Genomic DNA, 18,717 nt, shown 5'->3' on the forward strand with positions numbered 1-18,717 from the left:
TCGAATCCCGCCTGGTGCACCATACGCAAGAACGAGAAAGCCCCAGACCGCAAGCTCTGGGGCTTTTTTGTTTTCCCTGGAACCCGTCAGATCCGGAAGCTGCCCACCAAATGCTTCAAGCGGCTGGCCTGCTGTTCCAGGTCCGAGCAGGCGCGCAAGGTGGACTGCAGGTTCTCCATGCCTTCCTGGTTCAGTGTGTTGATCTCATTAATGTCCATGTTGATCGAGTCAACCACGGCCGTCTGCTCTTCAGTGGCGGTGGCCACCGACTGGTTCATCCCGTCGATTTCACCGATGCGCTGGGTCACGCTGCCCAGGCGCTCGCCTGCCTGGTTGGCAATCGACACGCTGTCCTGGCTGTGGCGCTGGCTTTCGCCCATGGTATTGACCGATTCACGGGCGCCTATTTGCAGCTCCTCGATCATGTTCTGCACTTGCTGCGCCGATTCCTGGGTGCGGTGAGCCAGATTGCGAACTTCGTCAGCGACCACGGCAAAGCCACGACCCGCCTCGCCGGCGCGCGCCGCTTCGATGGCCGCGTTGAGCGCCAGCAGGTTGGTTTGCTGGGAGATACTGGTGATCACTTCGAGGATCTGACCGATGTTCACGGTCTTGCTGTTCAGCGTTTCGATATGCGAACTGGAGGTGACAATCAGGTCCGACAGACGGTTCATGGCCTGAATGCTGCGATCGACCACTTGCTGGCCTTCTTCGGCCAAGTGGCGGGCGGAGCTGGCGTGTTGCGAAGCTTGCGCGGCGTTATGCGCGATTTCCTGGGCGGCAGCCCCCAGTTGATTGATCGCAGCGGCAACGCTGCTGGTGCGGTTGACCTGCTCGTCGGAATTGACCATCGAAGCGTTCGATGCGCTCACCACACGCAGAGCCACTTCGTTGACCTGCTCGGTGGCCGACGACACTTCGCGGATCGAGGTGTGAATACGTTCCACGAAGCGGTTGAAGGCGTTCCCGAGAATGCCAAACTCGTCCTGGGTATGAATGACCAGGCGCTTGGTCAGGTCGCCTTCACCTTCGGCGATATCTTCCATGGCCTTGCTCATGGCCTGCAGAGGTTGCAGCAGCAGACGAATCAGCATGCCCAGCAGGGCAATGATGAAGACCACCGCGAACACGGTGGCCACAACAGCCGACGCACGGAACTCGCTGAGCCTGGAAAAAGCCTTGTCCTTGTCGATGGACAGGCCGATGTACCAGTTCACCGAAGGCAAGCCCTTGATCGGGGCGAATGTGACGATGCGGGTCTGGCCATTGGCCTGGACTTCAGTCAACTCGCCGTTGATCCGTGGCGTACCCTGCGGGAAAAGGTCGCTCAGGCTCTTCATCTGCATGTTTTTGTCGGGGTGGACCAGCACCTTGCCATCGGAGCTGACCATAAAGGCGTAACCCACTCCGCTCAGATCCAGTTTGTTGATGATGTCGACCAGCGCACCGAAGCTCACATCACCGCCGACCACACCGACGGTCTGCCCTGACTTGCGGATTGCCGCCACCATGGAGACCACCAGCGTGTTAGTGGCCATTTCCACGTACGGCTCGGTCATGGCGACGCTATTGCTGGCCTCGGCAAGCTTGTACCAAGGGCGCGTGCGAGCATCGTAGCCGTCGGGCATCTTCGCATCAGGCAGGATGGCGAACTCGCCTGCGGTGGTACCGACGTAGGTGCTGGGGAAGCTCGACACCAGCGTTTTCTGTGCCATCAACGTGGTGATGCTGGCCATCTCCGGGTTCAAGGCCGCGTTTTGCGCCAGGTTTTCAACCAGCAAAGTGCGACCGTCAAACCAGTTCTTGATGTTGGCCGCCGTCACATCGCCCATTTCATGGAGGTTGTTTTCCAGATCCTTGCGAATGGCGTTGCGCTGGAGGTAGTCGTTGTACAACGTGAATAGCGCGAAGGCGACTACCACGATCAGCGACGCCGCAAGAAGGATCTTGTGGCTGAATCGGAGGTTTTTATTCATAACGGGTCGTGTCCACGAAGGCGTTATTGTTGATTGGCACGAGCTGTATCGACCGATGAATAGAATACTGAACATCTTTGTTCGTTTTTCTAGACGCGGAAGAATCCCCGGATAAAACCGCCCTCCGATTCGGACAAATGCCGCAAAACTCTTTTTTGCCCGGCGCGCTTCACGCTCTCCAGAATGCCTCCCCGAGGAGTTAACCAAAGGGAACGCCATGCGTTTGATAAGGAATGTCGGCTGAAGTCGATGTATGTGGTGTTTGCTCGGCCTATTGGCGGCGATCACAACTATCACCCAGCTCCCAAAGGGCTGACAGCTTTCCCAGATGCAGTGAAAGACAAGTCAAAGAGTTCTGTAAAGGGCGGGGGCGGTCTGCGTAGACGCTGGAAAGATCGTAAAGGCCGTATTTATGAGTGGGACTCTGAAAATGGCAGGGTTGAGCTATACGACAAACAAGGAAAGCATCTGGGAGAATTCAACCCTGATACAGGAGAGCGGACCAAGGACGCCGAGCCTGGCAGAACAACTCCAAAGTAATTTAGGGGAAAATCATGCACCTATGCATCACAGGTTTTTTATCGGGCGACAGCGATGATTCTTCGCTGAAATATGAACTAGACGTACCGTCGCAGTTTGAGCCAGCGGTGCTAGAAGTGCTGGGGTGGCCAAGCCTTACAGAAAGCCCTGACGGCGAATGGCTGCTTACAGGCGACCAATGTCAGCGGATTGCGACCGCGATTAACGAGCAGTTACCCAGCGACCTGGATCTATTCATCGGGCTAGAAGCCTAGCTAGCCAGTTGGGCCCGTAACAGCACGCCAGAACAGGTCGCCGCTGAATTGGTAAGCAGAAAAATTCAGGCAATAAAAAAACCCTGAGCAGTCTCAGCACCGAAGCGCATCAACCGGCAGGGGCCGTGTTGTAGGCGATTATAGGGATTGAGGATATCTCTTTAACACGATCTATATTTCAGGGTAGTCAGAATGACGGGCTAATAAAAAAACCGCCAAAGCGGCTTTTTTGTCATTCCGTCGTCCAATCAAACTCGTCGTACTCATCATCCTCGTCGTCCTCGAACTCTTCCTCGTCAAGAACGTCCTCTTCCTCAACCTCACCTTCTTCCGGCCGATTCAGCAGAAAATCCTTACGACTCTCAGTAATCGCGCGCCGAAGTTCCTCGCCCTTTTCCGGGCAGTTGAGCATTTGGGCGATGCGGTCGATTTTTTTTGCCACGGTTTCCTCCAACCCCATCGGCGATGGCTTGATAGTGCGCGCTTTCGGACGCGGATGCCAAATCGCCGGGGGTTGGGCAGGTCAGTTTTTTTGCAGGGCCTTGAGTCGGGTGGTGAGGTTTTCGTTGGGGAAGCGTTTGTGCAGGTCTGCCAGCAGCTTGTCAGCGGCTTGCGTCTGTCCGGATTTTTGCAGGCGCAGGACTTCGCGTAGCTGCTCGTCCAGCGATTTCACCGGTGCCGCTGCGCGCTTGCTGACTTTGGCTTCGTCCGCCATGTCGGCGCTGAAGGATTCGCTTTGAGCAGGGGCTGCCAATTCCGCCATCGGTGCTGCGGGTGCAGGCATTGCGCCGGCCGGGGCGGAGAGTGAGCGGGCAGCTGTCGGCTCGGCTTCTTTTTTGACGACCGGAGCGGTGGCTTTGGGCGCAGGCGCGAAGTCGTAACTCGGCACTTGTTCGGGTGAACGTTGTACCAACGCCAGCATCAACGCGACGCCGACGAGGCTGGCGAATGCCACTTGCCAGCGGGGTTTCTGGCAGGCGCGAACCCAGCGTTGCCACAGGGTTGGCTTCGGTGCGGGTACTTCGCGCTGCGCGGAGGCCAGGATGAAAGCGTCCAGATGCGCCGGTGGTTCGCCACTTGTGTGTTCACGGTAGTGTTCGAGCACTTGCTCTTCGGGTGTCGGGCGGGCGTCAGTCATGTCAGTACCTCCTCGGCCAGCAGCCGACGCAGTTTTTGCTGGGCGTAACGCAAGCGGCTCTTGACGGTTTCCAGCGGTGTTTCGGTGAGGGTGGCGATCTGCGGCAGGTCGAGATCGCTGTAGGCGCGCAGCAGGAACACTTCGCGCTGGTCGGCGGGCAACGCTTGCAAGGCGGCTTCGAGGCGCTGGCTGTCGCGGCTCAGGCTCAGCAGTTGCTCGGGATCGGATGTGTCGTCGGCCAGAGCATGGGCCTGTTCGTCGTAACTGTCGTGCAGCGGTTGATGAACACCGTGCTTGCGCCAGTGATCGATCAAGCGGTTGCGAGCAATCTGGTAGAGCCAGGTACGAAAAGTCGCCCGGCCTTGTGGCTGACTGCCGCTGCGGATCAGACTCAACCAGGTTTCCTGATACACCTCCTCGGCCCGTTCCGCGCTGCCACTGAGCCCCAGCAGAAACCGGTACAACCCCTGACGGTGGCGTGCGTACAGAATCTCGAACGCCGCGCCGTCGCCCTCGCGATAGCGGGCCAGCAACGATTCGTCGCTGCTGGCCTCAACGCTGTTCGCAGGTGCAAACAGCTGGCTGATGAACCCTTTGAGTCGGCTCACTATTCAATCCGTCGGTCAGTGGCGGTTGGATTCGATGCCATGGTGCTGCGCAGGCTCTGCGCCAGCTCCACCAACTGCACGAACTCGCTACGCAGGCCGAAGCGGTCATCGCCTCGTGCCTCACGGGCCAGCGCTTCTGTGTCTTTGAGGCTGAATTCGCCGGTGTAGCGACCATCCTTGAGCTGTTGGGAAAACGCGGCGACGGCAGCGGCAAAGCGCAGATCGTCACTGGCGGGTTTCACGCTATCGGTGATGGGTCGTTCGATCAGGCGACTCTTCCCACCTTCCGGTAGCTGGTAACGCACACGCAGCATCGCCAACTCCCCATTCTTGTCGGAAACCGCGGCGCCCCGTTTGCCATAGCGCAGTGGCTCCAGCCAGCCCTTCTCGCCCGTGGGGACAATTTCGTACAGCGCCGTTACCGTATGTCCTGCCCCGAGTTCACCGGCATCGACCTTGTCATTGCTGAAATCCTCACGCTTCAACGCGCGGTTTTCATAGCCCAGCAGTCGATATTCACTGACCTGCGCCGGGTTGAACTCCACCTGCAGTTTCACGTTTTTCGCCACCACGGCAAGGGTCGATCCGAGTTGATCCACCAGCACCTTGCGCGCCTCGCGCAGGTTGTCGATGTAGGCATAGTTACCATCGCCGGCGTCGGCCAGTTGTTCCATCAGGTGTTCATTGTAGTTATCCACACCAAAACCCAGGGTGGTCAGGGATACGCCGGTCTTGCGTTTATCCACAGCCATTTGCTTGAGGCTGTCGAAGTCGCTGACACCGACGTTGAAGTCACCGTCGGTGGCCAGTAGCACGCGGTTGATGCCTTTGGGGATGAACGCCTGCTGCGCCATTTGATAAGCCAGCTCAATGCCCGAGGCTCCGGCGGTGGAGCCGCCCGCGGTCAATTGGTCGATGGCGGTACGAATCTTCGCTTTTTCCCGTCCGGAAGTCGGCTCCAGCACCACACGGGATTCGCCGGCATAGACCACCAGTGACACCCGATCCTGTTCGCGCAGTTGATCGACCAGCAATTTCAGCGTGCTTTTGACCAGCGGCAGACCCTCGCGGCGGTCCATGGAGCCTGACACGTCCACCAGAAACACCAGGTTCGCCGGGGCCAGCTCCGCCACTGCACGGTCCGACGCCTTGATGCCGATGCGCAGCAAGCGGGTATGCGGGTTCCATGGCGACGCCGCCAGTTCGGTGGTCACGCCGAAGGGCGAGCCATCCGCGGGCAAGGCGTAGTCGTAAGGGAAGTAATTAACCATTTCCTCCAGTCGCACCGCGCCTTCCGGAGGCAGGCGCCCCTGGTTGAGCAAACGGCGGACATTGGCGTAGGCGCCGGTATCGACGTCGGCGCTGAAGGTCGAGACCGGTGCTTCGGCGACGCTGTGGATCGGGTTGTCGGCCAGGGCCTGGTATTGCTCATGTTGTTCGTCGCGATAGCCTTGTGGATAAGTCTCACCGGCCGGCATCGGCGCGAAACCGGGTGCCGTGCGGACGCTGCGCTTGGCCATCGCAGCATCGGCCATGGGCGCTTCGTATTCCACCAACGCTTCGGTTTTCACCTCAGACTGGGCCGGTGGCGGTACCGCCGCGGACTCGGGTTTGGACGAAACACCGCAACCGGCTATTGCCAGCAGCAGCCAAGTGGCGAACCCCTGGGCGGCCGGGCGGAGAAAATGCAGGGGAAGGAGCATGGGGGCTGACCTCAGGAGGAAGTTGATCCATTCATCCTCTGAGACGGACAGCCCAAATACTTCGGGTTAACCCGTGCGAAAAAATCTTTCAGCGGTGATAACGACGCACCACACTGCTGTTTCTCAACACATGGCCTTTGATTTTTTCCAGCAATTGCGCACGGGTCAGGCCGGCAGGCAAGGCATCCGGGGCCAGGTCCAGGGCGTAGATCTGGATGATGTAATGGTGTGCACTGTCGCCAACCGGTGGGCAAGGACCGACATAACCCGTGGTGCCTTTGCTGTTGGTGCCGCCCACGCCTTCGAGCGCGGATTTGGCGCCGACACCGGCCGGAATCTGGCGGGTGGCGGCCTTGATGCCGTAATGAATCCAGTGATCGCTGCCCTGCCCTTTCTGACCATCCGGGTCGTGCATGACGATGGCGTAGCTCAGCGTGCCGGTCGGGCCGCTGTTCCAGCTCAACGCCGGCGAAAGATTTTTCCCGCCGCAACCCTGGGCATCGCTGGCGGCGGCCGAAGTGAACAAACGGTCATCCGATACGCCTGGGATGTTCAGGGTGAAACGTTCCTGGGCCGCCTGCGCCGGAAATTGCACGCAAAGGGCGACTGCTACTGCCGCCAGCCAAGGGTTCAGAGAGGTCAATCGGGTCATACCGGAGCACCTTAAGCGGGTGGGGCCGTCGTCGGCGTGCAAACTATAGCTGGACCGTTCGCGCCGTGGCAGTGGGATTTGGCTGAACCTCAAGAATAGGGCCAAACTCTTAAGTGAAACGCCTGCCTGGAGAGCGATCATGACCCTGCATCGCGTCGCCCGTTTCGCCGATGTCCCCGAAAACCGCGGCCTTGAAGTCAAGATCGAGGACAGCAAAATCCTTCTGCTGAAAGTCGGCGATCAATTGCGTGCCTATCAAGGCGAATGCCCTCACGCCGGGGCGCCGCTGGCCGAGGGCGCGCTTTGCCATGGACGCCTGACCTGCCCGTGGCACAAGGCTCAGTTTCGCATCGAAGACGGCGGATTGTGTGAACCGCCAGCCCTCGACAGCCTCAAGCGCTACCCGCTCGAAGTGCGTGACGGCGAGGTCTGGGTAGACGATCAACCACTGGCGGATGCCCACACGCCGCCGGCCGATGACGAGCGTACCTTCGTGATTATCGGTGCCGGCGCCGCCGGCACGGCAGCGGCGGCGGCACTGCGGGAAAAAGGCTTCGGCGGGCGGGTGCTGTTGATCGACCGGGAAACCGGTGCCGGTTACGACCGTACGGTATTGAGTAAATTTGTGATTTCCGGGGAGACGCCGCCGGACGACGTCCCACCCCTGCGCGATGAAGACTTTTATAAAGAGCAACGCATTGAGCGGATCACCGCTGAAGTGACGAGCCTGGATGCCGAAAACCAGACACTGCAATTGAGCGACGGACAATCGCTCGATTATGACGCCGCGCTGCTGGCAACCGGCGGCACGCCCAAACCCCTGGCACTGCCCGGTGCCGACCTGCCGCACGTGTTTGTTTTACGCTCAAGGGATCATGCCCGGCAGATCCTCGAAGGCGCCAAGCCCGGCCAGCGGGCGGTGATCATCGGCGACAGCTTCATCGCCATGGAATCCGCTTCGTCCCTGCGCCAATACGGCCTCGACGTTACCGTGCTGGCCCGTCAGCCGGTGCCGTTCGCCAGGCAGTTCGGCGAAACCGTCGGCAAGGCGATCCTTGCACTTCATCAGGCCAATGGCGTGGTGTATATCCAGGGTGAAGCCTCGCAGATCGAAGGAACGGACAAGGTCGAAGCCGTGCACCTGGACAATGGCCAACGGTTACCGGCGGATCTGGTGCTGGTCGGCATTGGCGTGAGCCCGGCGACCAAAGCGTTCACCGACCTGCCGAAGGAAAAAGATCACTCGCTGCGGGTTGATGGCGGCATGCGCGTGACCGACGGCCTCTGGGCGGCCGGTGATATCGCCACCTTCCCGCTCAACGGCCAGCCCCTGCGCATCGAACACTGGCGCCTGGCCCAGCAACAGGCGCGGATCGCCGCGGCGAACATGCTCGGTGGCGACGAGCACTATCTGGACGTACCGTATTTCTGGACCTGGCACTTCGGCAAAAACTACGACTACCTCGGCTACGCCCAGGCGTGGGACGAAGTCGAATTCAAGGGTGATCCTTTCAACCCGCCCTTTATCGGGTTGTTCGGCAAAAACGGCGTGGTGACGGCCGCCGTGGCCTGCGATGAAGAGCAGACCATGGCGATGCTCGCCGAACGGATGAAACAGCCGCTGCCGGTGGATGAGGCGTGGCGCTTGATTCGCGGATGAAACGCGACATGACGCCGCCCCTGTAGGAGCAGGCTCGCCAGCGAAAGCATTCTTTCAGACGATAAATGTGTCGACTGATCCACCGCTTTCGCTGCGCTGCGGCGATCCGACAAGCCAGCTCCTACAGGGCTTTGAGCGGCTCGGCTTTTACTGGACTTCGCCAGTGCCGCCAAACTTGCTCATCAGGAACCCGACAAATTCTTCGACGGTCATTTTCTGGCCGTTGAACTCCACCTGGTTGTTGGCGTAGTGCAATTTGCTGACGATGTTGTTGCCCTCCAGTTTGGCCAACTGCGAACCGACGGCCATGCTGCTGAACATGTCGGCCGTAGCGCTGGCCTGATCGGCGATCAGTTTGGCGTCGGTCTGTCCGTCGATTTGCGACTGCACGGTGAGCACGTCAATGATCATCGGTTTGGACACTTGCAGATTGAAATCCAGTAACGCAATCAACTGCCGGACCAGTTGATCGGCCGGCAGGTCGATCGCTTGCGGCTTGGTCAGGTCGAGTACCAGGTTGGCGCGGCTTTCGCCATTGGTGGTGTTGAACGACAGGTTCTCCAGCGCTACCTGCGGACCGGCCGCGAGCAATTGCTCCAGTTGGGTCTTGAGCTGCGCCTCTTCGGCTTCGGTCAATTGAAGCTCCGGTGCCGGTTGGCCCGCCGCGGTCGCCTCGGCAACGGCCTGTTCATAGGGTTGCAGTCGGGTCTGGTAAATCTGCATCAACGCCATGGCGGAAGGAATGTCGAGGTTCTTCAGGCTCAAGGCCATCTGCGCAGAACCGACAGCCTTGCCGTTCAGGGACACTTCGCCAATCTTGTAATCGGCGCGCCCCGAAGCGTTGGTGCCTGATTCCGAAGTCTGGTTCTTCATTTCGAAATTCTTGAAGCCCAGCACCGACTGTTTCGGGCCGAAGGTGGTCTTGCTGTTGCTCAGCACGACGGTGTTCTCGCCGGTGTAGTAACCGTAGGTACTTTTGCTCAGGTTGCTGGCCAGGGTCAGGCCACTCAACTCGACCTGCACCGGAGTCTGGTCTTCGGCAACGGTGGTCAGTTTCAGACTGTCCATATAACCGTCGGCCTTGACCTTCTGCGCCTGGGCAGAGGCCGCAACGTCAATCTTCAGACCGGAAAATTTCATGCTGGACTTGTCATCCAGCGCCGTTTCCAGCGGCAGCAATTCCAGCGAGCCTTTGGTGGAGTTGTCGTAGCCGATGTTCACCACGCCTTTAAGCGGCGAAGCAGCCTGGGCGGCGGCGAACCATTTTTCCGTGGCCGGGGTTTTTTCCAGCTCGTAATGACTGGTGACCAAGACCGGCAACCACTTCAGCGACACCAGGCGCGAGAACGGCAGCGGCCCATGTTCGAGGCGATCGACGAACAGCAGCTCGACCGGCGCCTCGCCGAACATTTCCCCTTCAGCCTTGAGGCGATAGTGCGCGGTGCTGCTGAATACGTGGCGCTCCAGCGACACCAGTTCTACCGTCGCCGTGCCTTTATGCCCGACCAGCGCGGCCTGCAATTGCTGATTGACGTCGACCAGGGAGGTGTTCAGCACGCTTTCGATTTTGGTGCCGGTGTACCACGCCCCGCCGACGCTGATTGCGCCAATGGCGACAACAATGCCCAGAAGCACGCCTGCTGATTTATTCATGAATGACCCGATCAATGTCCGTTGTTGAATGTGTGGTCGTCTTCCCTGAACCCATGACGGGTGGCGGTCACGACTGCGCTCGAAGTGGGGTGCAGATTAGCACCCGGCGCGCGGGGCGGCCCAATGATTAAAGGTGAAAGAGTGTCATAGGCGGGTGAGGGTTTTGGCGTTCATGAGATCGCCATCGCTGGCAAGCCAGCTCCCACAGGGATCACCCAAACCTGTGGGAGCTGGCTTGCCAGCGATGGCGTCAGTCCTGCCAACACAGAATCAGGAATACTGCACTTCGATCTCATCCAGCTGATGATCAAAGGTTTTCAGCCGCGCGGTCCAGGTGTACACCAGCACTTCAAAATCCCGGTTGATCACCGCACCGCCCGTCACTTCCCCACGGGGGTCGCAGAAGTCCAGCTGATAGCGTTCGCGGGCCATGGCGGTGGCAACATCAGCCAGTTCCCGGGCATTGTTGAGCCAGTGCCGGCCGTCGTCCGCCACTTGCCTGTCCAGCTCCAGGCATTGCTTCTTCAGGGTTTCGAGGCTTTTTTCCAGCGGCGTGCCGGTGAGTTCGCCCATGACCTCCTGGAACGTACGCCCCGGTTGCCAGTAACTGCCCCAGAAATAGCGGTCGAACACCGTTTCGACACGGCGCAGCGCGACCTTGGTGTCCCAGATCAGCACCAGGGTCTTGCCTTGTTCGAGTTGTCTTTTCTTGATCCGCTGAGTCTGGACCGACGCCCAGGCCACCACCGCGATGGACATGGCGGCAATCAGCGCGACGGCACTGTCGAGAAACACCAGCGCCTTGTCGATCTGATGGGCCAGCATGATGCCGTAGAAATACGTCGCCGTGAGCAGCACCAACGCCACGACGGCACACCAGAAGCCGAGAGCATAAGGGTTTTTCATTATTGGTTTCCCCATGACCTGCGCAAGCCTTGTACGAAGCAGGGGCGTTTTTCAAGAACGCCCTTTCAACACTTCAAAGCATAGCAACGGCCTCAGGGTTTGCCGGAGTTCGACGCTTGCGTTCGTCCGCTTTCCCAACCGCCACCCAATGCCAGGAACAGATTGATCTGACCAGCGGCCACCTGGGTATTGGCAGCGGCCAGTTGCGCTCGGACATCGGTGTAGGTTCGGGTGGCTTGCAAGTCGGCGAGGAACGAGGCGCGACCGGCCTGAAAGAAACGGTGAGTCTGGTCGGCGGCCAGTTTCGCCGATTGCTCGGCGTCCGCCAGGGCGTCACGGCGTTGCAACAAAGCGGAATACTGGGCAAGGCTCGTCTGGGTTTCGCGGATCGCATTGAGCACCACACCGTCGAACTGCGCCAGCGCACCTTGAGTGGCCGCTTCGGCTTCGCGGATTCGCGCGCGGGCGCCGTTGGTCGGCACGGTCCAGGTCAGCGAAGGCCCGAAGCCCCAACGGTTGGTGGAGGGCTCACCGAGGTTCTCCAGAATACCCACGGTGCCGACCGTCGCACCGATGCTGACGTCCGGGTACAACTGAGCCGTGGCAATGCCGATCGTCGCGGTCGAAGCCGCCAGTCGGCGCTCCGCTTGCCGTACATCGGGACGGCGTTTGAGCAGCGCAGCGCCATCGCCCACCGGCACCAATTGGGCGATTTTCGGCAGTTCGGCGCAGCTATCGGTCCCGGCCGGCAATTGATCCACCGGTTTAGCCAACAACATCGACAGGCGGAACAGCCCGGCCTGGCGCTCCGCTTCATAACGCGGCATGTCGGCGCGCAAGGATTTGAATTGAGTTTGCGAGCGGGTGACCTGGGTTTCATCGCCACGCCCGGCGTCGCGCAAACGCTGGATCAATGTGGTGCTCTGGGCTTGCAGATCCAGGGAATGCTGGGCGATTTCCCGCTCTTCGTTGGCCGCGCACACTTGGGTGTAGGCGCGCACCACATCGGCCACCACGGTAATGCGTGCTGTGTCGGCGGCGGCTTGGGTCGCATCGGCACTGGCCTTGGCCGCTTCGATGCCGCGCTGCAGCTTGCCGAACAGATCGAATTGGTACGACGCGCTGATGGCGATTTCACCGATGTTGGCCACCGGCACCTTCTCCGGCAGCAAGAACGCTTCACCGGACTCCTGCAAACGCTGGGCGCCCATCTTCACGCCACCGCTCCACCCACCTGCCGCCTCGGCCTCGTCGACCTGGGCGCGGGACCGTTGCAGGTTGGCCGCTGCCACGCGCAAATCGGTATTGGACGCCATGGCCTGCTGGATCATCTGGTCAAGTCGCGGATCCCGATACAGACGCCACCAATCGGCAGGCACCGGGTCCGAAACCACAGGCTTGCCATCGACCGCCAGTTTGCCCTGCAAGTCTTCACGGTGGATCGCGGCCTCGTCCGGCAGGTGATAATCCGGCCCGACCACCTGACACGCCGACAGCAGCAAGCCCAAACCGGCAACCATCAAACCCGAGGCCTTGTTCATTGCGCGGGCTCCCGTTTCTGGTCGTCAATGATCGACACGGTGGCCGTACGCCCGGCGATCATGCGGAAGTCCGCCGGTACGTCATCGAAAGCGATCCGCACCGGAATCCGCTGGGCCAGCCGCACCCAACTGAACGCCGGGTTGACGTTGGGCAACAAGTTGTTGCCGCTGGTGCGATCCCGGTCTTCGATACCGGCGACGATACTTTCCACGTGGCCACGCAGCCGCGCGCGGTCGCCAATCACACGAATATCGACGCTTTGGCCAACCTGAATACCGTCCAGTTTGGTTTCTTCGAAATAGCCATCGATGTGAAAGGAATTGCTGTCGACCACCGACAGCACCGGCCGGCCGGCGCTGACGAACTCCTGGGTACGCGGCGCGCGGTCGTTGACGTAGCCGTCCACCGGGCTGCGGATCACCGAGCGGTCGAGGTTCAGCTGAGCACTGTCGACGGCCACCTGGGCTTCCATCAACGCCACTTGGGCGCGGGCTACCTTGGACTGGCTTTCTTCCAGCTGTTCGCCCGGCACCAGATTGCCGAGGCCCTTGTTGCGCTTGGCTTCGCGCTGGGCCTGGGCGAGGGTTTCCTCGCGGTCGGCCACCGCCGCTTTCGCCTGACGCAAGGCCAGTTTGAATCGGTCCGGGTCAATGCTGAACAGCACTTGCCCGCGCTTGACCAACTGGTTATCGCGCACTTCCACCTGCTGGATCAGCCCGGACACGTCCGGGGCGATTTGCACGATGTCGGCACGGATGTGCCCGTCGCGGGTCCAGGGGGCGAACATGTAATACATCACCATGCGCCAGACCACGACGACCGCGAAGGTCACGATCAACAGGGTCAGGACCACACGGCCAATGGTCAAAAAGGGTTTTTTCATGTCATCAGGTATCGACTGAGTGAATTCACGACGCCAAGCAGCAAGGCGTAGAGAGCCACGTTAAACAATGCCCGGTGCCAGACCAGACGGTAAAAGTGCAAGCGCGTCAGCACCCCGTGCACCAGCAGGTACAACACATACGTAATGCCCATCAGCACCAGCAGCGTAGGCAGGAACACCCCGCCGATATCCAGATCACCGATCATAAAGGCGCTCCATCGATGCCGTGGGGAAGCGGTTCTTCGAGCTCGACGGAACCGACAAATTCAACACCGGGCAACAACGCCAGGCGCAGGCCGCTCAAGGCGTGCAGCAGATGCAGACGGGTTTCATCGTCACCCGCACCAGCAAGGGCGCGGCGGGTGCGATCCATGGTCATCAGCAGCGGGCTCGGCGCCGGCAGGCGTTCGCCGGCCTTCAGGCACGCCTTGAAGTATTCGCCGACCTCCGCCACCACCTGCCGCAACAGTGCCTGCGGTACGCCGTGAACCCGTGGCGTATAGGCGAGCACGTCCAGCAGATTCAGCGCCACACGCACTTCTCGCAGGGCGATGCCGGTGTCCTGGCCGGTCATGGCCAGGCGAGGCAAATGCTGCATCAAGCGATCCAGCACCTGCACACCCAGCTGCCGGTGCTCGGCCAGCGTCGCAGGCTCAGTGAGGCTGACAATGTCGCGCCAGCTGAAACGGGTCAGGCGCTTGGCTGCCAGTTCGGCGCCGAATGGCCGGGCAACCAGGGTCCAGATGAACGCAAACAGCAAGCCGATGGGACCGGCCAGGTTGGAGTTGGCGAAACTGAGGAAATCCGCGTCGTAGGCACCCTGAATACTGATGAAGGACGAGGTGTTGACCAAGGTCAGCAGCATGCCCAGGTAAAACTGCGGCTTGACCGTCAGGGTGCCGGCGCAAATGAACGGCACGGCAAACGCCAGCACCAGCATCGGGAAATCATGCAGGTTAGGCAGCACCAGAAACAGGTAAAGGCTGGCGAACAGCACCGACATCGCCGTCCAGAAAAAGAACCGGTAAATCTGCGGTGCCGGGTCGTCCATCGAGGCGAAGAAGCTGCACGCAACGGCGGCCAGAATTACCGCGCTGCCGCCGTTGGTCCAGCCAAGCAGAATCCACAGCACCGACGCGACAATGATCGCGGTCACGGTGGACGCCGCCGAATAAAGCATCAGGCCACGATCCAGAAACGGCGTCAGCCGGCCCAGCCGCCAATGGCGATACACCGCGCGCCAGCTGGCCTGGTTTTCGCACTGGATGGCGATTTGCAGACTGCGACAGTCTTGCCACAGATCGATCCATTCGCCCAGACGATAGAGGGCGTTGGAGAAAAGCAGCTGCTTGCGATCCTCCAGCGCCTCGGCACTGGGCTGCAGGGCTTCGAGCTGATCCTTCAACGCCTGCCATCGGTCAATGTCGGCGTCTTTATGCTGCAGCCATTCGGTGGTTGCGCCGAGCAGTGGCGCGAATTTGTCCACAAGCTCGGGAGTGCGCCGTTCGAGGGCGTAAAGCGCATCGTCGAGGGCATCGATGACGGGCAGCAAGTGAATCATGCGCCCGCGCAGTTCCTTGGTATTACGCACGGTTTGCGGTCGCGAGCCCTCGTGGGGCAACTGGCCGATCATCAATTCCAGGCTATTGAAGGTCGCGACCATCGACGCGCGCAAGCCACTCACTTCATCCGGTTGCACGTTGCGGCTGAGAAACCGCTGGCTGTACGTCGACGCATCGGCAAACCATTTGCTCACCGAATCGTTGAACACGGGGGCCAGCCGCCGGGGCCAGAACATCGCGCCGACCACCGCCGCGACGGCGATGCCGAGGAAGATTTCCTCGGTGCGCGACTCGGCGATGTCCCACACCGCCAGCGGGTTATCCACCACCGGCAAGGCGATCAGCGGCAAGGTGTAACCGGCGAGCATCAAGGCGTAGTTGTTGGCGGTGCGCAAATGCAGGGACAGGAACAGCAAGATCCCCGTCCAGAGTGCAATGACCAGCACCAGCAAATAAGGGCTCTGGACAAACATCGGCACGAACAACACCGCCGCCGCGGCGCCCAGAAAGGTACCGATCGCACGGTACAACGCCTTGGAACTGGTGGGGCCGACGAAGGGGTTGGAAACGATATACACCGTGGCCATCGCCCAGTACGGACGCGGCATTTGCATGAGCAGGGCGATATACAGCGCGATCATCGACGCCGCGAAGGTTCGCACACCGAAGAACCAGTCGCGCGCCGGGGGCATGCCGGAAAAGAAACCGTTCAAGAGTAGGTCACCGGCAATTGGCCCGCCGACTCGAAGGCTTTCAACACACGCAACGCAGCCTCCAGGTCACGCTGGTCGATGCCTTCGAGCACTTCATTGCGCAATCGCACCAGTTCCATCTCGACCGTTTGCACCAGCATACGACCCGTATCGGTCAGGCTCAGGCATTTGGCGCGGCGGTCCTGGGTGTCTTCAGTGCGGCAGACATGACCGGCATGGCACAGCTGGTCCAGAAGTCGCACCAGCGACGGACTCTCCATCCCGGACGCCTGCGCCACGGCCACCTGCCGGACACCATCGCCCAGACGCCCGATCATCAGCAAGGGGACGGCACAGGCTTCGGATATTCCATAGTTGACCAGCGTCGTCTGGCAGATCTTTCGCCAATGCCGGGCGGCCACCACCATGGAGCTGCTGATGTTCATCTGCAGAGCGTCGAGATTATTCGGCACGAGGGAAAACACACACTGTTAGTTTGCTAACTATCAATATGGCATTGGAAGGGATTTTCCGTCAAGTTTTGAAACAAATCTTCTGCCTGTAGCAAGCTCGCTCCTGCAGAAGATCAAATGCGTTTAATCGACTACCCTCCCCGACCCTTCCTCAACAGTACATCCAGCTGATCCACCACCTCCGCCCAATCGGCGTCATCGAGAATTTCATTGCGCAACAGTTCCGCCTGGCACGGGCTCCAGAAAAAGGCGTCCGCCAGATGCAATTCGGGTTTTAGCGGTGAGTGGGTGGCGATGAATTTGTCGATGTTTTCGGCGTCGTCAGGCAGGCCGAGTTGTTTGAACAGGGATGGGAGGCTGTGGGTTGGGTTTTCCATGGCTGGCTCCTGGTAACCATTAAGGGCGACCGCTGCGCGGTCAATCGCGAGCAGGCTCGCTCCCACAGGAGAAACGCGATCCCCTGTGGGAGCGAGCCTGCTCGCCAATCGATGTCATCGGCACTGCAAAACTCAATCACTCAACTCCCGCACTTCCGCATGGGGCACCATTTTCAGGAAGTCCGGCATGTTCATGTGCAGCAGGTTGATGTGGTTGCCGGCTTCCAGATAGATGTCTTTCTGCCGGGTCAGCAGGGGGTCGATAACCACATCCAGTCCATAAGCTTCGCCCAGGGCAGGCACGGCGCCGCGTTCGCAATCATCGAACAGGTGCGGCAAGTTGCTTTCCCGGGAGACCTGCCATTGGCCACTGCTACGGACTTTGCTCAGGTCCAGGTGACGGCTGGCGGGCAGCACGGCCATCAGGTAGTGCCCGTGGTGGTCGTCGAGGATGACCGATTTTGCCACCCGTTCGGCGGGAATGCCCGCGACCCGTGCCGTTTCGAGGCTGCTGGCCGAATGGGGATGGGTGAGGATGTCATAGTCGCATTGAGCCTTTTCCAGGCTTCTCTGCACGGTTCTTGCCATACGCATGATGCACCTCGGTGTCCGCATTAACGCCTGGCGGACGATGATTAACATTTTTGTACGTAGTGAAAGTCTAGGCCCGCCGGGGCAATCAGGAGGGAAATCCGCCCATCGGAGAGTCGACATTCGAGCAAAATCCAGACAACCGGCGCGTCAACTAAACTGTATACAGAACCACCCGCGACTCTCCTGGAGGGTCATGTGAAAACGCGTTGTTGTGCCATTGCATGGCTGTTGGCGTTGAGCACCTGCGCCTTCGCCGCGGACACTGTCGGAATGCCGCCTCCCGACCCCATCGGAATGTGGCTGATCACCTTCGGCATCGCGTTTCTGATCGCCGAGGCGGCCCTGCCCAATTACGGTGTGATTGGCCTGGGCGGGATCGTGATGTTCGTGATCGGCGCGGTGATCCTGACCAATGCCCAAATGCCCGTGCCGTTGATGATCGGCCTTGGGCTGATCAGCGCACTGCTGCTGATTTTCCTGCTGATCCGCGCCCTGAAAACCCGACCGCGCCATACCGTCAGCGGCGATGCCGGCCTGCTGGGCAGCGTGACGCCGGTATTGTCGCTACAGGCCGGCGATACCTGTCACGGCTGGGTGCATTTGCAGGGCGAGCGCTGGCAAGTGTCGAGCGCCAAGCCATTGCAGATCGGACAGCGGGTCCGGGTGGTGGCACGCAAGGGATTAATGCTGGAAGTGGCCGCGACTGACGCGGTATCGGTTGGAGAATAGCCATGGGTTTGCAGCTGGGTTTTGTCGCGCTCCTGTTGTTGCTGATCGCCTTGGCAGGAGCGACTTTTCGCATCCTGCGCGAGTACGAGCGCGGGGTGGTGTTCCAGCTCGGACGCTTCTGGCAGGTCAAGGGCCCGGGCCTGATCCTGTTGATTCCGGTGATCCAGCAAATGGTCCGCGTCGATCTGCGCACCGTGGTCCTCGACGTGCCGGCGCAGGATGTGATCACCCGCGACAACGTATCGGTCAAGGTCAACGCCGTGCTGTACTTCCGCGTCCTCGACCCACAGAAGGCAATCATCCAGGTCGAAGACTTTCTCATGGCCACCAGCCAATTGGCGCAAACCACTTTGCGTGCGGTGCTCGGCAAGCACGAACTCGATGAACTGCTGGCCGAGCGCGAACGGCTGAACATCGACATCCAGCAAGTGCTCGACGCCCAGACTGACGCCTGGGGCATCAAGGTGGCCAACGTCGAGATCAAGCACGTGGACCTCAACGAATCGATGATCCGCGCCATCGCCAAACAGGCCGAAGCGGAGCGCGAACGCCGGGCCAAGGTGATCCACGCCGAAGGCGAATTGCAGGCGTCGGAAAAACTCATGCAAGCCGCCGAAATGCTTGGCCGCCAACCCGGCGCCATGCAACTGCGCTATATGCAGACGCTGAGTTCGATTGCCGGCGACAAGAGTTCAACCATCGTCTTTCCGTTGCCGATCGAATTGCTAAAGGGCATGGCGGATCTGTCGCCGAAAACATAAGCGCCACCCTGTGG

General features: G+C 60.2%; 20 protein-coding genes and 1 pseudogene. 5 read left to right on the top strand and 16 right to left on the bottom strand.

The genetic code is table 11. The features are described 5' to 3' along the window. Positions 1 to 86 precede the first annotated feature (86 nt). Entirely contained in the window at positions 87 to 851 is a 765-nt protein-coding gene (locus BJ917_RS32780; RefSeq protein ID WP_372237736.1) for a methyl-accepting chemotaxis protein, read from the bottom strand. A 93-nt stretch (positions 852 to 944) separates the two neighbouring features. Next, positions 945 to 2,195, bottom strand: a pseudogene (locus BJ917_RS32785) (cache domain-containing protein); the annotation flags it as partial. Between the two features lie 30 nt (positions 2,196 to 2,225). Here BJ917_RS32785 and BJ917_RS18150 point away from each other — a divergent pair. Next, entirely contained in the window at positions 2,226 to 2,516 is a 291-nt protein-coding gene (locus tag BJ917_RS18150) for a colicin E3/pyocin S6 family cytotoxin (RefSeq protein ID WP_305955486.1), read from the top strand. Between the two features lie 14 nt (positions 2,517 to 2,530). Further along, positions 2,531 to 2,770: a pyocin S6 family toxin immunity protein gene (locus tag BJ917_RS32345; RefSeq protein WP_096513982.1), complete on the top strand. Its 240-nt coding sequence runs from the start codon at positions 2,531 to 2,533 to the stop codon at positions 2,768 to 2,770. A gap of 232 nt (positions 2,771 to 3,002) precedes the next feature. Here the strand turns inward: BJ917_RS32345 and BJ917_RS18160 are convergent, their stop codons facing one another. The 5 genes from BJ917_RS18160 to BJ917_RS18180 all read right to left on the bottom strand — a co-directional run bounded on the left by BJ917_RS18160 (position 3,003) and on the right by BJ917_RS18180 (position 6,871). Continuing rightward, the gene (locus BJ917_RS18160) at positions 3,003 to 3,212 is read right to left on the bottom strand and encodes a hypothetical protein (protein WP_096515604.1); all 210 of its coding nucleotides are present in this window, start codon (positions 3,210 to 3,212) and stop codon (positions 3,003 to 3,005) included. An 81-nt stretch (positions 3,213 to 3,293) separates the two neighbouring features. Continuing rightward, entirely contained in the window at positions 3,294 to 3,908 is a 615-nt protein-coding gene (locus BJ917_RS18165) for a hypothetical protein (protein WP_121104000.1), read from the bottom strand. Beyond that, the gene (locus tag BJ917_RS18170) at positions 3,905 to 4,486 is read right to left on the bottom strand and encodes an RNA polymerase sigma factor (protein WP_256658556.1); all 582 of its coding nucleotides are present in this window, start codon (positions 4,484 to 4,486) and stop codon (positions 3,905 to 3,907) included. The genes BJ917_RS18165 and BJ917_RS18170 overlap by 4 nt, the downstream gene beginning before the upstream one ends. A gap of 29 nt (positions 4,487 to 4,515) precedes the next feature. Next, positions 4,516 to 6,219: a VWA domain-containing protein gene (locus tag BJ917_RS18175; protein WP_121104002.1), complete on the bottom strand. Its 1,704-nt coding sequence runs from the start codon at positions 6,217 to 6,219 to the stop codon at positions 4,516 to 4,518. Positions 6,220 to 6,307: 88 nt separating this feature from the next. Beyond that, positions 6,308 to 6,871 carry a YbhB/YbcL family Raf kinase inhibitor-like protein gene (locus BJ917_RS18180; RefSeq protein ID WP_096513986.1) on the bottom strand — a complete coding sequence of 188 codons (564 nt, stop codon included), beginning with the start codon at positions 6,869 to 6,871 and terminating at the stop codon, positions 6,308 to 6,310. Positions 6,872 to 7,010: 139 nt separating this feature from the next. Here BJ917_RS18180 and BJ917_RS18185 point away from each other — a divergent pair, with 139 nt between their 5' ends. After that, the gene (locus BJ917_RS18185; protein ID WP_121104003.1) at positions 7,011 to 8,531 is read left to right on the top strand and encodes an apoptosis inducing factor family protein; all 1,521 of its coding nucleotides are present in this window, start codon (positions 7,011 to 7,013) and stop codon (positions 8,529 to 8,531) included. A gap of 147 nt (positions 8,532 to 8,678) precedes the next feature. Here BJ917_RS18185 and BJ917_RS18190 read toward each other — a convergent pair whose 3' ends face one another. The 9 genes from BJ917_RS18190 to BJ917_RS18230 all read right to left on the bottom strand — a co-directional run bounded on the left by BJ917_RS18190 (position 8,679) and on the right by BJ917_RS18230 (position 17,213). Further along, a complete protein-coding gene (locus BJ917_RS18190; RefSeq protein ID WP_096513988.1) occupies positions 8,679 to 10,184 on the bottom strand; it encodes a YdgA family protein in 1,506 nt (501 codons plus the stop codon). 270 nt (positions 10,185 to 10,454) lie between these two features. Next, the gene (locus BJ917_RS18195; protein ID WP_096513989.1) at positions 10,455 to 11,090 is read right to left on the bottom strand and encodes an NADH:ubiquinone oxidoreductase subunit N; all 636 of its coding nucleotides are present in this window, start codon (positions 11,088 to 11,090) and stop codon (positions 10,455 to 10,457) included. Positions 11,091 to 11,182: 92 nt separating this feature from the next. After that, on the bottom strand, positions 11,183 to 12,631 hold the full coding sequence (locus BJ917_RS18200; RefSeq protein ID WP_121104004.1) for an efflux transporter outer membrane subunit: 1,449 nt from the start codon (positions 12,629 to 12,631) through the stop codon (positions 11,183 to 11,185). Beyond that, the gene (locus BJ917_RS18205) at positions 12,628 to 13,515 is read right to left on the bottom strand and encodes an HlyD family secretion protein (protein WP_096513991.1); all 888 of its coding nucleotides are present in this window, start codon (positions 13,513 to 13,515) and stop codon (positions 12,628 to 12,630) included. The genes BJ917_RS18200 and BJ917_RS18205 overlap by 4 nt, the downstream gene beginning before the upstream one ends. Next, a complete protein-coding gene (locus tag BJ917_RS18210; RefSeq protein WP_096513992.1) occupies positions 13,512 to 13,721 on the bottom strand; it encodes a DUF1656 domain-containing protein in 210 nt (69 codons plus the stop codon). The genes BJ917_RS18205 and BJ917_RS18210 overlap by 4 nt, the downstream gene beginning before the upstream one ends. Further along, on the bottom strand, positions 13,718 to 15,790 hold the full coding sequence (locus tag BJ917_RS18215; protein WP_121104005.1) for an FUSC family protein: 2,073 nt from the start codon (positions 15,788 to 15,790) through the stop codon (positions 13,718 to 13,720). Before BJ917_RS18215 ends, BJ917_RS18210 begins: the two co-directional genes overlap by 4 nt. Beyond that, on the bottom strand, positions 15,787 to 16,215 hold the full coding sequence (locus tag BJ917_RS18220; RefSeq protein WP_096513994.1) for a MarR family winged helix-turn-helix transcriptional regulator: 429 nt from the start codon (positions 16,213 to 16,215) through the stop codon (positions 15,787 to 15,789). The genes BJ917_RS18215 and BJ917_RS18220 overlap by 4 nt, the downstream gene beginning before the upstream one ends. A gap of 158 nt (positions 16,216 to 16,373) precedes the next feature. Then, a complete protein-coding gene (locus tag BJ917_RS18225) occupies positions 16,374 to 16,619 on the bottom strand; it encodes a DUF2789 domain-containing protein (RefSeq protein ID WP_096513995.1) in 246 nt (81 codons plus the stop codon). 132 nt (positions 16,620 to 16,751) lie between these two features. Continuing rightward, positions 16,752 to 17,213 (bottom strand): aminoacyl-tRNA deacylase, encoded by a 462-nt coding sequence (locus BJ917_RS18230; RefSeq protein WP_096513996.1) that lies wholly within the window; start codon positions 17,211 to 17,213, stop codon positions 16,752 to 16,754. Between the two features lie 195 nt (positions 17,214 to 17,408). On the opposite strand from BJ917_RS18230, the gene BJ917_RS18235 reads away from it, so the two are divergent. Both BJ917_RS18235 and BJ917_RS18240 read left to right on the top strand, forming a co-directional pair. Beyond that, positions 17,409 to 17,942, top strand: coding sequence for an NfeD family protein (locus tag BJ917_RS18235; RefSeq protein ID WP_121104006.1), 534 nt, complete (start codon positions 17,409 to 17,411; stop codon positions 17,940 to 17,942). A 2-nt stretch (positions 17,943 to 17,944) separates the two neighbouring features. Then, on the top strand, positions 17,945 to 18,703 hold the full coding sequence (locus BJ917_RS18240) for a slipin family protein (RefSeq protein WP_096513998.1): 759 nt from the start codon (positions 17,945 to 17,947) through the stop codon (positions 18,701 to 18,703). The last annotated feature ends 14 nt before the right edge of the window (positions 18,704 to 18,717 follow it).

Origin of the sequence: Pseudomonas sp. WPR_5_2 (assembly GCF_003634475.1) — a bacterium.
Lineage (GTDB): Bacteria > Pseudomonadota > Gammaproteobacteria > Pseudomonadales > Pseudomonadaceae > Aquipseudomonas > Aquipseudomonas izuensis.